Source organism: Desulfuromonas acetoxidans DSM 684 (assembly GCF_000167355.1).
In the GTDB taxonomy this organism is placed as follows: domain Bacteria; phylum Desulfobacterota; class Desulfuromonadia; order Desulfuromonadales; family Desulfuromonadaceae; genus Desulfuromonas; species Desulfuromonas acetoxidans.
Genome location: NZ_AAEW02000033.1, coordinates 1 through 17,262, shown reverse-complemented (window position 1 = coordinate 17,262; position 17,262 = coordinate 1). Strand labels below are relative to the sequence as shown.

Here is a 17,262-nt window from a genome sequence, read left to right as displayed (position 1 = left end):
CTTTTTCCAAATATCTTTTTTCATTTAATCCTCACAGTCATGAACACATGGAAAGTTTTTATCAGCCGTTTTTCCCATAACTTGGCGCCCTTGTCAAGTTATGCGGAATGTGTATTGTATACAGTTTTATGGTCAATTCACCGCCGAGAGTCCTCAGGAGGTGGCAAAAATGGGAAGATCAATAACCGGAATCAACCGGCATTTTTCAGCCCGAGCCAGTAGCTCCTGTACGGCGGCAATTCCCTCGTCGCCCAGATTGACGGAGAATTCATTGACGTACAGCTGGATGTGCTCATGGGTGACGGAATCGGAAAGTTCCTGAGCGTGTTGGCGGATATACTCCGCCGCTTTTTCAGGGTGGGCCTGAGCGTAACGCACGCTTTCGGCCAAAGCCTGATCAACCTGTTGGATGAGGCGAACTGGCAGGCTGCGTTTGGCGAGAATCCCGCCCAGTGGAATCGGCAAACCGGTCAGTTGTTCCCACCAGGCGCCGAGATCCAATAATTGATGCAGGCCATGCTCCGCAAAAGTGAAGCGAGATTCGTGAATGATCACACCGGCGGCGGCTTCGTTGCGCTCCAGAGCCGGCATGATCTGATCAAACGGCAGTACGCGAATTTCGCTGAATTTCTGGTCGTAAAGTTGCAGTAGCAGGTTGGCGGTGGTCAACTCGCCGGGAATCAAAATGGGTTTGTCGTGCAGATCCTTCATCGTCATAGGTTGCGTAGCAACCACCAGTGGTCCACACCCGCGCCCCAGAGCGCCACCCGAGTGAAGCAGAACATAGTCGCGGCGCAGATGACCGAAGGCGTGATAAGAGATCTTAGTCAGATCGAGTTGTGTTTTCAAGGCCAGACGGTTGAGGGTTTCTACATCCTCAAGGCGTTCGTGAAAGGTGACGCCGGGACAAGGCACCAGACCATGAATCAGAGCGTTGAAAATAAACGTATCGTTGGGGCAGGGGGAGTAGCCTAAAGTTAATTCAGTCATGAGAACAATCCACTAAAGAGACCCTGGTCAACCAGGGATAAAAAAGCCTTTTGGGCATTGGTCATCGCCAGTGGCAAGTCCCAGCGCGAGAGATCACGCTGTTCAACAAAGTTGGAAACACTGCGTAGCTCCAAAAAACGGGTCTGAGTGAGTAGACAGTGATGGGCTGCCGCTGCTCCCTCCATGTTTTCAATGATGGCGTGGGTCTGTTGCTGGCGCTGGTGGCTGAGTTCGTTGGTGCCGCTGCAGGTGGACACGGTGGAGAACGGACCGCTCACACAGCGAGTTGATTCGCTGTTAAGGCGCTGACACGCCTGCTCAGCCAGTGGTTGATCAACGGGAAAGCGGTTGAAATAAGGTGTTGTTGGTGTGTCGGCTAATGGCAACTTGAGGTCCGCCATGTTGAGGAATCCCTCTGGCGTCATAACGCCCTCATCGGCGTAGATCTCTTCACTGGCAATGGCCAGATCGCCCAGTTGCAGTCCACAGTCGGGAAAGGCACCGCCGCAGCCGATCATTACAACTAACGCTGGCTGCAATTGCTGAATCAGCAGCGCGGTTGTCGCTGCTGTATTGGCTTTGCCAATGCCGCAGGTGGCGATCACCAGATTGAGGTGACCCATCGCGCCGCTGGTCAGGTTGATGTGTGCACAACGGTGCTGTTGTGGCGCTGTGAGGCGTTGGCGCAGCAGGGTGTTTTCCTGATCAACAGCGGTAACAAGGACAATCATGAGTGATGGGAATACCAGCCTCGGCGGATCAGGTCGCGTCGAAGCATGGAGCCGTGGTTGCGCACGACACCACAATGCCAGAAACGCTGCTGACGGCCTGTGTCGCTGCTTGATTCCGTTGCCATCTGTTTGGAGGTTTCAATCAACTGGCAGCGGAACAGGGCATCTGCTTCGGCAATAAAACGCAGCAGTTTTTCACCGGTGTCAGTCGAACTCTGATCAATGACCCGATCGATGATGTCGCGGATTTTCAGGCCCTGGCGGTAGTCATCGAGGGTGCCGTTGAAACCTTGACAACATTCATTGACAAAGTCTTTCCAGTCGAGCAACAGGTTGATGAACTCTTCATCGCCATTCCAGTTGAGATCGGGCTGGCAACTGAGAAAGGTTTCAATGGAATCCTGTTCTTTACAGGACAGGAAAAAATCATCGCTGCTGGTGGTTGGTTGCATGTCAAACAGTTCGACCAGTTCACCGCAGAAGGTGATGTAGTCGAGCTGGCGACTGTCAAATCCGCTGAGGTCGGCAGGGAGCTGGGGCTCTGTTAAGCTGACCAGTGACAGGTGATCGTGGGCGAAATCCGCCGGGAACAGAAGTTCTTTGCGGTAGTGCAGGCCGTGATGCGCCAGAATGTTCATGGTGCGGATGTGGTTGGCCGTAAAGCAGGTAAAGGCTTTCTCTTCCGAGTAGAACAGTTCGGCGCCGAGGCGGCTGTTGGCCAGACCGAAGCCGACAAAACCGTCGTGGATAAGCCGTGACAGATAGGGCTCAATCAGGGTGAGAATATCTTCTGTCGGCATGTAAGGCGAATAGAACACCGTCGGTTCGACGGGTGTGTCATTTTGTGCCAGGGTGACTTTGTCTGGATAGTATTCGAGAACAAAGAAGCTCTCTTCGGAAACCAGAGCGGCGCAATCGTGGATCAACTGGGGCAGGGTGTTGCTGTCGGTCAGAACGGCAAAGCGAAAAGCGTCCTTACACTCCTCCAGAGGGGAATAGCAGAAGCCCTGATGAAGCTGGAAGTCGGGGCGGCAGCGTTCTGAGGTCCAGACGGATAAGCCGCACGGCTGACTGAAAGGCAAGGTGATCACGTTGGCATCTCCGAAAGAAAAAAGATTCGCGCTGTGCGACAGGTCACACAGATCCCAGAATAGAATAACCATCACCTCGAAGTCAACACGGTAACGGCTTGATTCCGGGGCAAAATGTTGCCGGGACCATCAATGACGACGAAAACGCTCCAAGAGCCGCCTTGAAGCCGCTCCCGGTGTGGTGTGACCATTGAGAACCGATTGCTCGACCTGGTCCAGCAAAGGCTGCACGCGGCGGTCGTGGATGAAGAGATCTTTGAGGTCGTCGAGAAGCAGGGCCCACATCCAGTCACGCGCCTGCTGGCGGCGTTTGTCGTCAAATTCACCACAGCTCTCCATGGTGCTGCGATAGGTTTCGAGCATCTCCCAGACCGTGTCGATCCCTTTATGGTGCAGGGCGCTGCAGGTGTGGACCGGTACCGACCAGTGGCTGCTGCGCGGACGAAGGATGTGCAGGGCATTGATGTACTGCTGTTTGGCCAGGTTGGCGCGGGCAATGTTGTCACCATCTGCCTTGTTGATGACAATGGCGTCGGCAATCTCCATCACACCTTTTTTAATGCCCTGCAGCTCGTCACCGGCACCGGACAGTTGCAGCAGCAGGAAAAAATCAACCATGGAGGCGACAGTGGTTTCCGATTGGCCGACACCGACGGTTTCGACAATGATCACGTCATAACCGGCGGCTTCACACAGCAACATGGTCTCACGGGTTTTGCGGGCTACGCCACCGAGTGAGTCACCTGAGGGCGATGGGCGGATAAAGGCATTGGCGTCGCGGGCCAGGTCTTCCATGCGGGTTTTATCGCCAAGGATGCTGCCACCGGACAGTTGCGAGCTGGGGTCGACGGCCAGTACGGCCACTTTATGCCCTTGTCCGGTCAGATAGAGCCCGAAGGCCTCAATAAAGGTGCTCTTGCCGGCTCCGGGGACACCGGAGATGCCAATGCGAAGACTGTTGCCGGTGTCGGGAAGCAGGTTTTCCAGAAGCTGTGCACCCTGTTCGATATGTTCGGGTTTGCGGCTTTCGATCAGGGTGATCCCCTTGGCCAGAGAGCGTAGCTGCCCCTGGCGGATGCCGTTGGCCAGTTGTTCGAGAGTCATGGGCAACCTTTTAACGCAAATGAAGTGGGGTTGTTGGTGTTCAAGAGACGGTCCGGGGTTGTCAAAACCCCGGACCGTAGAGGGACAGTTTAACGTTTTTCGATGATCGCGGCCAGTGTTTCGCGGGCCGATTTGGTGATTGTCGTGCCGGGGCCGAAGATGCGCGCTGCACCGGAAGCGTACAGCTCATCGTAGTCCTGACGCGGAATAACACCACCACAAACGATAACAATATCTTCGGCGCCGAGCTTTTTCAACTCAGCCGCGAGTTGCGGCACCAGGGTCTTGTGACCGGCCGCCAGGCTGGAAACACCGACAACGTGCACGTCGTTTTCCACCGCCATCTTGGCGGCTTCTTCCGGAGTCTGGAACAGCGGACCGACATCGACGTCAAAGCCAGCATCAGCGTAAGCGCTGGCCACGACTTTGGCGCCGCGGTCATGGCCGTCCTGACCCATCTTGGCGACAAGAATACGCGGGCGACGACCTTCCTGCTCGGCAAAGTCGGCCACCATCTTTTTCACTTCGCTAAATTCCTCGTCTTGATCACACACGGACGCGTAAGCTCCTGATACCAGTTTGATTTCGGCTTTGTGACGGCCAAAGACCTTTTCCATGGCGTCGGAAATTTCGCCGACCGATGCCCGCAGACGCGCGGCATTGACACACAGGCCTAGGAGGTTTTCTTCACCACTTTCGCAGGCTTTAGTGATGGCGTCAAGTGCGGCCTGGCAGGCGTCGTTGTCGCGCTCGGCACGCATTTTCTTGAGGCGGGCGATTTGAGATTCGCGGACTGCCGTATTGTCGATGTCGAGAACCTCGATGGGGTCTTCTTCGGCCAACTTGTATTTATTGACACCGACAATCACATCGCGGCCACTATCGATGGACGCTTGCTTTTTCGCGGCGGATTCTTCAATGCGCAGTTTGGGCATGCCTGATTCAATGGCTTTGGTCATGCCACCCAGCTCATCAATCTCGTTAAGGATGGTGCGTGCTTCCTTGATCAGTTCAGCGGTCATCGACTCGACGTAGTAAGAGCCGGCCAGGGGATCAACCACGTTGGTGATGCCGGTCTCTTCCTGAATAACCAGCTGGGTGTTACGGGCGATGCGCGCCGAATGATCTGTTGGCAGGGCAATGGCTTCATCCAGAGCATTGGTGTGCAGCGATTGGGTGCCACCGAGAACCGCGGCCATCGCTTCGATGGTGGTGCGGATGACGTTGTTGTAAGGATCCTGTTCCGTGAGACTCCAACCCGAGGTCTGGCAGTGGGTGCGCAGCGCCTTTGATTTGGGGTTCTTCGGATTGAACTGATCCATCAGCTCGGCCCACAGGTAGCGGGCAGCACGCAATTTGGACGCTTCCATGAAGAAGTTCATGCCGATGGCGAAGAAGAACGATAGCCGTGGGGCAAAGGCGTCAACGTCCAGCCCTTTGGCCAGCGCCGCTTTGACGTATTCCAGGCCGTCGGCCAGGGTGAAGGCCAGCTCCAGTGCGTTGTTGGCACCCGCTTCCTGAATATGGTAACCGGAGATGGAGATGGAGTTGAACTTTGGCATGTAGCTGCTGGTGTACTCAATGATATCGGAAATGATCCGCATTGAGGGCTCCGGCGGGTAAATGTAGGTGTTGCGCACCATGAACTCTTTGAGGATGTCGTTCTGGATCGTACCGGCCAGTTTGTCCTGGCTGACGCCCTGCTCCTCAGCAGCAACAATGTAGTTGGCCATGATCGGCAGCACGGCACCGTTCATGGTCATGGAGACGGAAACCTTGTCGAGGGGGATCTCATCAAAAAGGATCTTCATGTCCTCGACCGAGTCGATAGCGACACCGGCTTTGCCGACATCGCCAACCACGCGGGGATGATCTGAGTCGTAGCCGCGATGGGTGGCCAGGTCAAAAGCAACGGAAAGGCCTTGCTGACCGGCGGCCAAGTTGCGCTTGTAAAACGCATTGGACTCTTCGGCGGTGGAAAAACCGGCGTACTGACGTACTGTCCAGGGGCGGCCGGCATACATAGTGGCCACCGGTCCGCGCAGGAACGGCGGCAGGCCAGGCAAAGTGCCGAGGTGCTCCAGGTTTTCCGTGTCTGAGGCCGTGTAGAGAGGCTTGACGGTGATTCCCTCGGGGGTGTCCCATTTAAAGCCCGACAAGTCGTCGGTCTTCTTCTCTTTTTTGGCCTTGGCTTCCCAGTCGGCCATAGTGGGTCTGTTCGACATGTGTTGTCCTTTCACAAGCAATAAATATAAAAAACGAAAGCCGTCAGGATTCGATACCGATGCGGGCAGGTTGCCCGGCGTCGTAATAGTGTTTGATGTCTTTCATTTCGGTGACCAGGTCTGCCGCATCAATTAAGGCTTGAGGGGCATTGCGACCGGTGAGTACCAGCTCCGTTGTTGCTGCGCGTGTTGCGATCAGCTCCAGGATCTGTTCCAGGCGGATCAGGCGAAAGCCCAGCGCGTTGACCAGTTCGTCGAGGATGAGGAGATCGTAGTCGTCGCTGCGTGCCAGTTCAACTGCTCGACAAAAGGCCTGTTGAGCCAGTTCAATATCCTCTTCAGCGGGGTTGGTGAAGGATACAAAGCCGCTGCGGCCAACCTGCTCGACGCTCCAGTTCGGCCCCATCTTTTTACCGCTGGTCATTTCGCCATAGTCGGAATCGAGTTTCATGAAGTGCATAATATGCACCCGCAAACCCCGGCCCACTGCACGAAACGCCAGGCCCAGCGCGGCGGTTGTCTTGCCTTTGCCGTTGCCGGTGTAGATCTGAACCAGTCCTTTTTTTAGTTGGTTGGCCATCAATGACGGTCCCTGCGATGCTGACGCAAAGCGATAAACGCTTTTGCTCGGTCTGATGTGGTGTTGCCTGTGCCGGTGGCGATGAACCAATACATGGTTTAATCTCTGCCGGTTGTAAACCGCATCGATGTTTTTAAAAGCGACTTAACCTGTTTTGACAAACAGAGGTTTACTCAATAAAATGCTTTTTTAAAGGAGCTAAAAAAATTTAGCAAGCTGAAATATATCAGCGGCCAAACAAGCTTGTCAAGAAAGATGGCGGTGTCTATTGTGGCGGTTTTTAGCCACATTATGGTTCCTCAAACGTGGGTTTCTTCATGGATTTAAAGATTATTCTTTATTTTTGTGGCAGCGGAGGCGAAAATAAGCCAACAGAATTTCCTTAAATGGCGGGCTTAACTAAAATAATTTTTGTATACATAAAAAAGATTTAACGACACTTTAAGTTGTTGGAAAAACGGGATTAATCCTGCTAAGCTTTTGATTTAAGGCATTTATTTTCAATAAATGTTTTTATTTTTGATAAACAATTGGGTTGACAATTTCCGCCACATGTTTTATATCGGGCGTGGAAATAGAACTGTTTTTTATTTTTTGGAGAACGTCTTGGAATACAATATCGGGGCAAAAATAAAGGAGCTGCGTAAAGCACGAAAGTTGACCTTGCAGGCGGTGGCGACGGAAACGGGTTTTTCTCCGGCGCTGATTTCACAAATTGAGAACAATAATGTTTCACCGCCGATTGCCACCTTGTCCAAGTTGGCGCGTTTCTTTGACGTAAAAATCAGTCATTTCTTTGAAGAGGAGGAAGAAGTTCGCCGCTACGAAGTTGTGCGAACGGTAGACCGGCGTGTTGTCAGTCGGGTTATCTCCAAGGCGGGCAAGGGGCATGGCTATACGTATGAAGCCTTGTCTGTGCATAAGTTAAATAAAAAAATGGAGCCGTTCGTTGTCACTGTGTCGGAACGCAGTGATGATGAAACCATGTACAACCATGATGGTGAAGAGTTTCTGTTGATATTAAATGGCACGGCTGAGGTTTTGCTTGATGATGAACGGATCAAGCTGGAAGCAGGGGATGCGGTCTATTTTGATTCCTCCATGCGCCACAGGTTGTTGTCGTATGATGGCGAAGAGGTTCAAGTCCTGGCCATTGTTACTCGTTAGCACGCTGGATTCACAGCGAAGATTCATAAAAGAATGAATAACTCTGCCTGGCTGTGCACTGTTCAGGAGCGGCCGGGCACTGTTGTCTATACGGTTCACGTTACGTTGATCATATATGGGGTCAGCTACAGAGGAGGGCTCTCTGTTCTGACACGTACCACTTAAAACAGTAAAGGGATGACGACTATGTCAAACAAGGTGTGCAAACCAACGCTGAAAAATCCTCTCGCTCCGCAAGAGAACGTTGAATTCACCATCCCCGGCGAAATTGCCGGTACCAAGGGTGGCTATGAAGAGGTCATGCAGGAAGGCCATGACCTGATTCAACGTCCTGTGAAATCGGTTGCGGTCAGTCAGATTGAAAAGCAACATTTCAAGAAACGTATGACCGTCTGGGAACGGATCAAGGTTCTGACAGAAGATGAGCCGAACATTCTGTTTCAAAACTGGGGTAAAAACCTGGATGGTGCCTCTCTGGTCACCGGCATTCTCAACATTGGCGGCCGTGATGTGGCGGTCTATGGTCATGATTTCACGGTTCGTGCCGGTTCCATTGACGCAACCAACGGCAGCAAGCTGGCCAAGTTGTTTACCATGGCCGGTGAAAAAGGGATTCCGGTCATTGGTATGAACGACTCGGCCGGTGCGTTTGTTCCTGCTGGGGTTGGTGGCTTGGACGGCTACGCTGAAGCGTTTACCGCTTTGCGCAAAATCAGTGGTGTGGTGCCGAGTATCATGTGCATGTTCGGCTTCAACGCCGGCGGTGGTAGCTATCTGCCCCGTCAGGGCAGCTTCGTTATCCAGCCGGAAGATACGTTCTTTGGTTTGACTGGTCCGGGAGTTGTTAAGTCGGTTCTTGGTGAGGATGTTACACCGGAAGATCTCGGTGGTCCCAAAGTTCATGGTGCAACCGGCGTGGCTGACTTGACGGTCAGCGATGAAACTGCAGCGTTACGTCTGGCTAAAATGCTGCTCAGCTACATCCCGGACAACAACAGTGTCATGGCTCCCTTCCTCGAGACCAGTGATCCGCTGAATCGTAAGACCTGGGAGATCAACACCCTGCTGAAAAAAGCCTTTAACTCACCGACCGGATTCAATACTCCGGTAGATGTTTCCATTATCATTCAACAGATCTGCGACCACGGTGATTACTTTGAACTGCAGCCGAAACGGGCTCGCGAAGTAGTGACGGCATTCGGTCGTCTCGGCGGTAACGTTGTTGGTTTCTGCGCTAACAACAGTGCCGTGGCATCCGGTCAGATTGACTGTGACTCAGCGGTGAAAATTGCCCGCTTTGTCCGCTTCTGTAATATCTACAATATTCCCATCATCTTTATCGAGGACACCACCGGCTTCCTGCCCGGTCGCGATCAGGAAGCGCGTGGTATTGTTCAGGCGGGCCGTTCCATGCTCGACTCCATCGTTGATGTGCGTACCCCGCGTATTCTGCTGATTTTGCGTAACGCGTACGGTGGTGCCTATGCCTCCTATAACAACTATCCCACCGGTGCAGACCTGGTGCTGGCACTGCCGACCACCCGTCTGGCGGTTATGGGTCCGGCGGGTAAAGAGTTTGTTTATAAAAATGAACTGCGTAAGCTGCGTGGCGCTGTTAAGGGCATGATCGTCCAAGGCACTACCGACCGTGTCGCTGCCGGCATGGATGGTGACGATGCCAAGAAGGATGCTGAGCGCGAAGTGGCTGAATGGCTGAAAGTGGAAGAGGCAAAACTCAATACCCGTTACGAAAAAGAGCTGATGAACCCGAAAGAGGGTCTGTCGCTGGGCTCCATCTCGTCGATTGTTATGCCGACGGATCTGCGCGAAGTTCTGGCCAAGAACATGAACTTCTTCCTGCGCCATTACAAGCCCGGTCCTATGCAGTCGGTTCAACGCGAATTCCATTAATTTCCTTGGAGTCGCCAGACTGCTGTTGACGAGCATCGTTGTAATTAACCCCCATGGAAGTGGAGATGAAGCCCATGGCCTATAATATTGAGAACTACCTGAACAATCCATTGATTCACCGTGACCGCCGCTTGAGCCAGTCGCCTTCGGCGTGGGTGCGGTCGTTTTCCTGCGAAGAACTCAAGCCTCTGATTGTCTGCCGCGGTCCGATCCGTAAAGAAGCGATGGACGTGTATGACGAGATGGGCATTACCCATTACGGGATTCTGTTGTCTGAGAAGGACTCAATCGTTTATCCCAATGCCCTGTCGCCGGAACTGCGCAAGCTGACCGATAATAGCCGTGTTCACCGTGTACCCGATTATTCCGGGGCCTCCAAGGAGGAGCGTGTTGAGCGGATTGGTCAGATCATCGGCATTGCCAAGGACAACGGATACAATGCGATTTTTGCCGGTTACGGTTTCATGGCGGAAGATGATGAATTTGTCGCCGCAATCGAAGAGGCCGGCCTGAACTTTATCGGTCCTTGCTCCGGCACCCAGCGTGCTGCAGGTAAAAAAGACGAAGCCAAGCGGACTGCGCTTCAGGTTAATGTTTCGGTTACTCCGGGTATTGACAATGTGACTGCGCGGACGCTGGTGAAAAATTATTCCACGCGTGACAGCTTGGTCTCTCTGGCGAAGTCCAAGGATCTGGCCTGTGATGAAAAGGTTCTGGCTGATGAAAGTCTGACCCTTGAGGCGCTGGCAGACCATATTCTGTTTGCTTCGTATGACAAGGGGATTGACCTTTTCACTGTTGAAGAGCTGTGTGCTCAGGTTCAAGCCGAATGTGCTGAGATGTTCAAAAACTATCCCGGTGCGCGTATCCGCCTCAAAGCCATTGGCGGCGGCGGTGGTAAAGGCCAACGGATTCTCGGCGCATCGTTGCTGGTCACCAAAGAGCCGACTCAGGAACAGATCGATGCGGCCGCAGCGGATGCTCCGAGCTTGGTCCGCGAAATCCTCAGCGAAGTTAAGGCCAACGGTGTTGGCGACAATAAAAACGTGCTTATCGAGCTCAACATCGAGCAAACCCGCCACAATGAGATTCAGTTGTTGGGTAACGGTGAGTGGTGTATCGCTCTGGGCGGTCGCGATTGCTCTTTGCAGATGCATGAACAGAAGTTGCTGGAGATCTCCGTCACTCAGGAAGCTTTGGCAACGGAAATTGATAAGGCGAAGAAGGCGTCTCTCGATGCTCAGGCTAAAGCGTTGGAATCCGACTTGACTGTCCTTAAGCGGATGGAGGAGGAATCGGAGCGTTTTGGTCAAGCAGTAGGGCTTGATTCCGCATCGACCTTTGAGTGTATTGTTGATGGCGAGCGTCACTACTTCATGGAAGTGAACACCCGGATTCAGGTTGAGCACCGAGTGACTGAACTGGTGTACAGCCTCAAATTCACCAACCCGGATGATGAGAACGATTTCTTCATCGTCGAATCATTGGTTGAAGCCATGGCGCTGTTGGCCATGCACAAAGAACGTCTGCCGCGTCCTGAGCGTCTGCTGCGTTTCGGTGCGGCTGCCGAGGCACGTCTCAATGCCACAGACGATTCTCTGTCTCCGGCCGCCGGCGGCATGATCAATTACTGGTCGGCACCGATCGATGGTGAGATTCGTGATGATCAGGGCATTTGTCTGGCCAACCCGGATAGCGGTCACTTTATGAAATATAAGGTTGCCGGTGCTTATGATTCCAACCTTGCGCTGCTGCTGACCAAGGGCGAAGATCGTGAGCAGAGTTACAACCATCTGTCCCGCGTATTGCGCAGTACCACATTGCGTGGTACGGATCTGGCCACCAACTTGGAATTCCATGACGGTCTGGTGAACTGGTTCTTGGCCAATAATGTTATGGCCAAGCCGACCACCCGTTTTGTTGTCCCCTACTTGACCATGGTTGGGAAGCTGAAGGAGGAAGCCAACAAGGTTGATGTGGTTTATGCCTTTGTTAAGATGAAAAAGCACTTCATCAAGATGTACGGAGACGATCCTGATGTGGGTAAAGCCGTTTCCGAAGCATTGGATCGCAAAGGCACACTGCTGACCCGTCCGATGGAGCGGTTACTTGCTGATCCGCATCTGCTGTCTGGTTGGCTGAGCTGGAACAAGAAGAACTTTAAGTTTCAAGATGGCAAGGTTGTGTGGAAGCGTAACCCTCTCGGCGTGTTGTGTGAGACCTATGAATATCTGCACATGGCCTGGGATCCGAAAAAGCCGGCTGCTGAGGTGATCTGGTCGCACGATCATGAATTGCTTGAAAATGCCCTGACGTTCTATCGTGAGCTGCGCACCAAGTTGGGTCTTGGTATTGAGCAGTTTGTTGAGCTCAACGACATCATCCAGAAAGATGAGCCGCAACTGGGTTACGATGAAGAGATGTGGAAACAGATTCAGTCGGCCCACTTTGGCTTCGAAATCGGCAACGAGTTGCTCGGTCTTCTATTTATGATTGCTGAGAAAACCGGATTCTACGAGTTGCGTGTTGAGGATGATCTGGAAGTGGTTATTCCCGAGTATCTGCATGATCCGGAGCTGCAGGCAGCCATGAAAAAAGTTCTGGTACCGCCTCCGGCAACCAAAGAAGATGAAGTCGTTACCCCGGGTGGTGGCATGTACTATGCCCAGGAAGCGCCGGGAATGCCGCCTTTCGTTACCGAGGGGATGCATTTCGAAAAAGGTCAGCCGTTGTTTATTCTTGAAGTCATGAAGATGTTCAACAAGATCCCGGCACCCTTCTCAGGGACGATTGACGAAATTTTGATTGACGGTGGTGATGGCACGATCGTGGCCAAAGGACAGCCGATTTTCAAGGTAACACCTGATGAGAAATTTGTTGATGTGGATCCGAAAGAATTTGAACGTCTGCGTCAAGAAACAACAGCGGAGTTCCTGTCGACCGTTCTGTAAGGTGTTTCATCACAGATAAAACAAAGAAGCCCTGCTGTTAAGGCAGGGCTTCTTTGTCTGGGGCTCGCTTGTTTTGGGTGCGCGGAACGGGGCTTCCGATTTTCAGGACATAGCCTGAATTACAGAGCACGGGCGCAGTCAAAATCGTCGTTCTCAACAGGCTCGGTTTCAGACTCGAGAAACGATTGTTGCTGTGTGTCGACGACGATTTTACTCAAGCCGCGGTTGATGGACCAGATGGTTCCACACATACTGCACTCAACAATTTCCTCGGAAAATCCTTCAGAGCGCAGTCCGAGTCCGCAGTCATTGTGGTGGTTGCATACGGGACACTTCATACTGTAAACCTTTCCATGTCGATTGAATGTTGGCTGAAAAATTTCGTAGAGTATAAAGAAGAATTTTTTTATTACAAGTAAAAATAGCAAAAAAGATGTGGCAAAACAGCAGGTTAGCGTGCTGTTAGTGTTTTGCGCAGTAGACCGTGGGTTGTAATCTGCATTATCGTCCAGGCAATGCAAGTGGCTGTATACGAAAAATAAATTGCTTTAACTTGCTGCTTTTATGTGTATTTTAAGAAAATAAATCACCATTCTAAAATTTTACCTAAAGTAAAATTGCATACAGCGTGCTGTGTTGTTTTATGGGGGTTTTAACCGTCTTTTTGGGAAAGTTGTTAGAGAAAGAAAAACACAATGATGCAAGCCCCTTCAGGATTACCGACGGGGTGTGGTTCTAACCTGAAACTAACCGGGAGTTTACACGATGGTAAAGAAAATCAATCACATTGGCGTCGCTGTTAAAAGCATTGAAGAGGCAGCTCCGCTCTATCGCGAAGTTTACGGCATGAAGGATGAGGGCGTTGAAGTTGTTGCGGAGCAAAAGGTGAAGGTTGCCTTCTTTGCCGTGGGCGAAAGCCGTATTGAGCTGCTCGAACCGACCAGTGATGATTCTCCGGTCGCTCGATTTATGGAGAAAAATGGGCCTGGTATTCATCATGTGGCGTATGAGGTGGAAGATGTCGAAGCGGAGTTGGCCAAGCTCTCAGACCTCGGGATTCGTCTCATTGATACGGTGCCGCGCTGCGGCGCGCATGAAACCAAAATTGCTTTTCTGCATCCCAAAAGCAGTGGCGGTATTTTAACAGAATTGTGTCAGGTCAATCACTGATCGTGTAGAAGACAAAATGAGTTTCTGACTGTCTGTCTGGCGTGAAGTGGTTGATTGAACCAGGCCAGGCACCGGCTTTAACAGGTAAAGTCGGGTTCCAGTTCGTGGAAAGCAGGGCGCAAAGGCTGCTTTCTTAGAAAATGTGTGTAATTAACAGGAATGACAGGAGGAAACAAGGAATGAAAAGAGTCGTAACCGCGCTAGCGCTTATGCTGGCCATGGCCGCACCGGCCCTTGCTGTTGAGTTTGAATTTCACGGAGATCTGAAAACAGAATTCCGTATTAATTCAAATCAGTCCGCTTTTACCGGCGGTAAAGAGTTTGCTTCCAAGCTCGACCCGGATCAAACAAAGATCTATGATGGTGACGTCAACGATAGTTTTGCTTCATTTAAGTACCGCCTCTGGACTGAGATTGCCAGCGATGACGGTGCTGTTAAAGGTGTTTATGCCATTGAAATTGGCGGTACTCATTTTGGTGATGATGAAAAAGGTGGTTCTTTTTCGGGTGATGGCAAGACAGTTGAAACGCGCTGGGCTTACACTGATTTCGCTCTGGCCGATGGCCGTATGAAAGTAGGTCTGCAGCCGGTTAAAGTAAACCAGTTCTTCTGGGGTGAAACTGCTACCGGTATTGACTACAAAGTGGGCAACTTTGAAGCTGCCTGGTTCCGTGGTTACGAAATGGGTGATACGGACAGTAATGCTGAAGACCTGGATGCGTTTTATCTGCGTTACAACATCAAGCCAGCTGAAGATGTAAAAATCGGTCTGTTCGGTGTATGGCAAACCAGCGATGCGAGCGGTGAGCTTGACAGCATAGATGATCTGACTTGGAAAGTTAAGAAATTGGCCGGTTATGACCTCGACCTGTACACCTTTGGTATCGACGGTGGCATGAAGACCGGTGCTTTCTTTGCGAACTGGGATCTGATGTATCAAACAGGCGATTTCATGGAAGAGGGTGATTTCGGTGGTTACTTCGCTCACGTTGATCTCGGCACCAAACTGGGCAACGGCAAGCTGACTTATACCTTCTGGTATGCGTCCGGCGACGACGATCGTGATGATACTGATCTCGATGCCTTTATCGCGACTGACGTAGATATTAAAGCTGACTACTCTTCAGTTGTTCTGTTCCAGGGCCTCAACTCTGACCAGTACTTCTCTGCAGATCCTTACATCCAGGACAAGGGTTTCATGATCAACCGTATTGCTTATGATGCCAAGGCATCTGATAAGCTTAAGGTTGGTGCTGCTGCCATGTACATGATGACTGCTGAAGATATGGAATACACCGACGGTACTTACGACTATGCTGACGATTCCATCGGTTTTGAGATTGATGTCTACGCCAAGTATAAACTGTATAAAAGCCTCGAGCTGGCCCTGGCTGCCGGTTACCTGATGACCGACGACGCTCTGGACTTCTACGAAGAAGATCGTGACGGTTCTGCTGACGAAGATATCTACGTCATCACGTCACGCATTCGTTATAAGTTCTAGAAACACCTTTACAATTTAACGCTGAAACCTCGAAAAGCCGGACAGATGTCCGGCTTTTCTTGTTGTTTATACTTGATAAAAACCCTAGGGTATGGTACTGTTCACCAGTTTGGCATGCATAAAAGTGTTTTATTACGATAAATCACTGGTTAGGATTGTGTGGCTGATATTCAGTGGTAATATATCGGATTAAGTGAATTACAATGGCGTAAGTCACATGATTGGGCTCGTGGCGAGCCGAAGTAATTCGCAAAGCTTTAAAAAATGCAATACGTATCGTCGATCAGTGGGTAGCATTCTGGGGATAGGATATAGAACGAATGCTCGACTGAATTTTGCTGGGAGATGTGATCGGTCTTAAAAGACTCCTGACGGCAAAGGCTGCCGTTACTGCCATGGAGAAAGATCGCTCAGGTCTCTGGGGATATCCCATTTTTAGGAGGTTTTTTGATGAAAAAGGTTTTGCTAGCCTTGCTGGCGGTACTGATTTTTGCAGTGCCTGCCATGGCCATTGATTTCGCATTCCATGGCGATTTCAGTAATGAATTCCGTCTGTATTCAAACCAGGCCAACTTCTTCACCGGTGATTTCGGTGCGACCACAACTCGCGCTGCAGATGATCCTACAGATAGTGCTGAAATCGCTGATGACACCACAAGTGACAGTTTTGCCAGTGTCAAATATCGTCTTTGGACCGAAATTGCGACTGACGATGGTGCTGTAAAAGGTGTTTTTGCGGTAGAAATCGGTGGTATCCACTTTGGTGATAAGTCCCGTGGCGGCGGATTCTCCGGTGATGGCGTCAACGTCGAGACTCGCTGGGCTTACACGGATTTCGCTCTGGCAGGTGGCCGCTTGAAAGTTGGTTTGCAACCGGTAAAAATCAACAAGTTCTTCTGGACTGAAACGGCTACTGGCGTCAATTACAAGATTGGTAACTTCGAAGCTGCCTGGTACCGTGGTTATGAAGTGTACAACACGTCGGCTGACAGCAATGATTTCAAAGATCTGGATGCTCTTTACGTGCGTTATAATGTCAAGCCTGCCAACGATGTTAAAGTCGGCCTGTTTGGCGTTTGGGAAACCAGCGATGGTAACACGGTTAACGATGCTGGTTATGCTGCACCGACATCCAACTACGCTAAGAAACTGACCGGTTATGACCTTGATCTGTACACCTTGGGTGTCGATGGTGGTATGACTGCCGGTAACCTGTTTGCCAACTGGGACCTGATGTACCAAACCGGTGATCTGGCCGAAGAGTTTGATTTCGGTGGATACTTCGTCCACTTTGATGTTGGAACCAAAGTGGGTAAAGGCAAGCTGACGTATACTTTCTGGTATGCCTCCGGTGATGACGACAGCACAGATGGTGATCTGGATGCATTCATCGCCACTGACTGTGATACAAAAGGTAGCGATTCCTCAATCGTTCTGTTTGAAGGATACACTTCTGACAACTACTTCTCAGCGGTTCCCTATGTGCAGGACCAAGGTCTGGATCTCAACCGTATCGGTTATGACCACCAAATGTCTGATAAGCTGACTGTTGGGGCTGCAGCTCTTTATCTGAAGACCGCTGAAGATGTTTAATTTCCCCATCTACAGCGATGACCAAAATTGGTTTTTAAATCTGGATGCTTTATGCAGCCTATAAAATGTCCCATAAATCTTTAGCTGGCAATTTCAACCCCGGTTACTTTGCCCCCTAAAGAATGCTTTGGATTTTTTTCCAGGCTTAATAATGTTTGCCCCTCTCAAACTAATTATCTGTTTTTTTTTAACCCTCCAGAACTCGTTACCATAATTCTCAACAAGTTAAAATCCTGGTTGGGGA

At 51.1% G+C, this 17,262-nt stretch carries 13 protein-coding genes; 6 read left to right on the top strand and 7 right to left on the bottom strand.

The genetic code is table 11. From position 1 onward, the window contains the following. Window positions 1-153: 153 nt before the first annotated feature. The 6 genes from DACE_RS15975 to cobO all read right to left on the bottom strand — a co-directional run bounded on the left by DACE_RS15975 (window position 154) and on the right by cobO (window position 6,721). Entirely contained in the window at window positions 154-990 is an 837-nt protein-coding gene (locus tag DACE_RS15975; RefSeq protein WP_006003014.1) for a 1,4-dihydroxy-6-naphtoate synthase, read from the bottom strand. Next, entirely contained in the window at window positions 987-1,721 is a 735-nt protein-coding gene (gene mqnB / locus DACE_RS15970; RefSeq protein WP_006003012.1) for a futalosine hydrolase, read from the bottom strand. Before mqnB ends, DACE_RS15975 begins: the two co-directional genes overlap by 4 nt. Then, window positions 1,718-2,812 carry a hypothetical protein gene (locus DACE_RS15965; RefSeq protein ID WP_155809175.1) on the bottom strand — a complete coding sequence of 365 codons (1,095 nt, stop codon included), beginning with the start codon at window positions 2,810-2,812 and terminating at the stop codon, window positions 1,718-1,720. Before DACE_RS15965 ends, mqnB begins: the two co-directional genes overlap by 4 nt. A 129-nt stretch (window positions 2,813-2,941) precedes the next feature. After that, the gene (gene meaB / locus DACE_RS15960; protein WP_006003009.1) at window positions 2,942-3,916 is read right to left on the bottom strand and encodes a methylmalonyl Co-A mutase-associated GTPase MeaB; all 975 of its coding nucleotides are present in this window, start codon (window positions 3,914-3,916) and stop codon (window positions 2,942-2,944) included. An 89-nt stretch (window positions 3,917-4,005) separates the two neighbouring features. Next, window positions 4,006-6,141 carry a methylmalonyl-CoA mutase gene (gene scpA / locus DACE_RS15955; RefSeq protein ID WP_006003006.1) on the bottom strand — a complete coding sequence of 712 codons (2,136 nt, stop codon included), beginning with the start codon at window positions 6,139-6,141 and terminating at the stop codon, window positions 4,006-4,008. Window positions 6,142-6,184: 43 nt separating this feature from the next. Then, on the bottom strand, window positions 6,185-6,721 hold the full coding sequence (gene cobO, locus DACE_RS15950) for a cob(I)yrinic acid a,c-diamide adenosyltransferase (protein WP_006003004.1): 537 nt from the start codon (window positions 6,719-6,721) through the stop codon (window positions 6,185-6,187). A 552-nt stretch (window positions 6,722-7,273) separates the two neighbouring features. On the opposite strand from cobO, the gene DACE_RS15945 reads away from it, so the two are divergent. From DACE_RS15945 to DACE_RS15935, 3 genes are all read left to right on the top strand, one after another. After that, entirely contained in the window at window positions 7,274-7,888 is a 615-nt protein-coding gene (locus DACE_RS15945; protein ID WP_050770053.1) for a helix-turn-helix domain-containing protein, read from the top strand. Window positions 7,889-8,074: 186 nt separating this feature from the next. Continuing rightward, complete coding sequence (locus DACE_RS15940; RefSeq protein WP_006003000.1) at window positions 8,075-9,799, top strand: acyl-CoA carboxylase subunit beta; 1,725 nt, start codon at window positions 8,075-8,077, stop codon at window positions 9,797-9,799. Window positions 9,800-9,873: 74 nt separating this feature from the next. Continuing rightward, window positions 9,874-12,750, top strand: coding sequence for an ATP-binding protein (locus tag DACE_RS15935; protein ID WP_006002998.1), 2,877 nt, complete (start codon window positions 9,874-9,876; stop codon window positions 12,748-12,750). A 119-nt stretch (window positions 12,751-12,869) separates the two neighbouring features. Here the strand turns inward: DACE_RS15935 and DACE_RS15930 are convergent, their stop codons facing one another. Continuing rightward, on the bottom strand, window positions 12,870-13,088 hold the full coding sequence (locus DACE_RS15930; RefSeq protein ID WP_040367847.1) for a hypothetical protein: 219 nt from the start codon (window positions 13,086-13,088) through the stop codon (window positions 12,870-12,872). 427 nt (window positions 13,089-13,515) lie between these two features. Between DACE_RS15930 and mce the strand changes: the two genes are divergently transcribed. From mce to DACE_RS15915, 3 genes are all read left to right on the top strand, one after another. Then, window positions 13,516-13,920 carry a methylmalonyl-CoA epimerase gene (gene mce / locus DACE_RS15925; RefSeq protein ID WP_006002996.1) on the top strand — a complete coding sequence of 135 codons (405 nt, stop codon included), beginning with the start codon at window positions 13,516-13,518 and terminating at the stop codon, window positions 13,918-13,920. A 179-nt stretch (window positions 13,921-14,099) separates the two neighbouring features. After that, the gene (locus tag DACE_RS17655) at window positions 14,100-15,425 is read left to right on the top strand and encodes an alginate export family protein (protein WP_006002995.1); all 1,326 of its coding nucleotides are present in this window, start codon (window positions 14,100-14,102) and stop codon (window positions 15,423-15,425) included. A 450-nt stretch (window positions 15,426-15,875) separates the two neighbouring features. Then, the gene (locus DACE_RS15915) at window positions 15,876-17,018 is read left to right on the top strand and encodes an alginate export family protein (protein WP_006002993.1); all 1,143 of its coding nucleotides are present in this window, start codon (window positions 15,876-15,878) and stop codon (window positions 17,016-17,018) included. Window positions 17,019-17,262: the final 244 nt, after the last annotated feature.

What these genes read in the sequence shown, in the direction of transcription:
- DACE_RS15975 (WP_006003014.1), bottom strand. Translation starts at nt 990, where the DNA reads ATGACTGAATTAACTTTAGGCTACTCCCCCTGCCCCAACGATACGTTT.
- mqnB (WP_006003012.1), bottom strand. Translation starts at nt 1,721, where the DNA reads ATGATTGTCCTTGTTACCGCTGTTGATCAGGAAAACACCCTGCTGCGC.
- meaB (WP_006003009.1), bottom strand. Translation starts at nt 3,916, where the DNA reads ATGACTCTCGAACAACTGGCCAACGGCATCCGCCAGGGGCAGCTACGC.
- scpA (WP_006003006.1), bottom strand. Translation starts at nt 6,141, where the DNA reads ATGTCGAACAGACCCACTATGGCCGACTGGGAAGCCAAGGCCAAAAAA.
- cobO (WP_006003004.1), bottom strand. Translation starts at nt 6,721, where the DNA reads ATGGCCAACCAACTAAAAAAAGGACTGGTTCAGATCTACACCGGCAAC.
- DACE_RS15945 (WP_050770053.1), top strand. Translation starts at nt 7,274, where the DNA reads ATGTTTTATATCGGGCGTGGAAATAGAACTGTTTTTTATTTTTTGGAG.
- DACE_RS15940 (WP_006003000.1), top strand. Translation starts at nt 8,075, where the DNA reads ATGTCAAACAAGGTGTGCAAACCAACGCTGAAAAATCCTCTCGCTCCG.
- DACE_RS15935 (WP_006002998.1), top strand. Translation starts at nt 9,874, where the DNA reads ATGGCCTATAATATTGAGAACTACCTGAACAATCCATTGATTCACCGT.
- DACE_RS15930 (WP_040367847.1), bottom strand. Translation starts at nt 13,088, where the DNA reads ATGAAGTGTCCCGTATGCAACCACCACAATGACTGCGGACTCGGACTG.
- mce (WP_006002996.1), top strand. Translation starts at nt 13,516, where the DNA reads ATGGTAAAGAAAATCAATCACATTGGCGTCGCTGTTAAAAGCATTGAA.
- DACE_RS17655 (WP_006002995.1), top strand. Translation starts at nt 14,100, where the DNA reads ATGAAAAGAGTCGTAACCGCGCTAGCGCTTATGCTGGCCATGGCCGCA.
- DACE_RS15915 (WP_006002993.1), top strand. Translation starts at nt 15,876, where the DNA reads ATGAAAAAGGTTTTGCTAGCCTTGCTGGCGGTACTGATTTTTGCAGTG.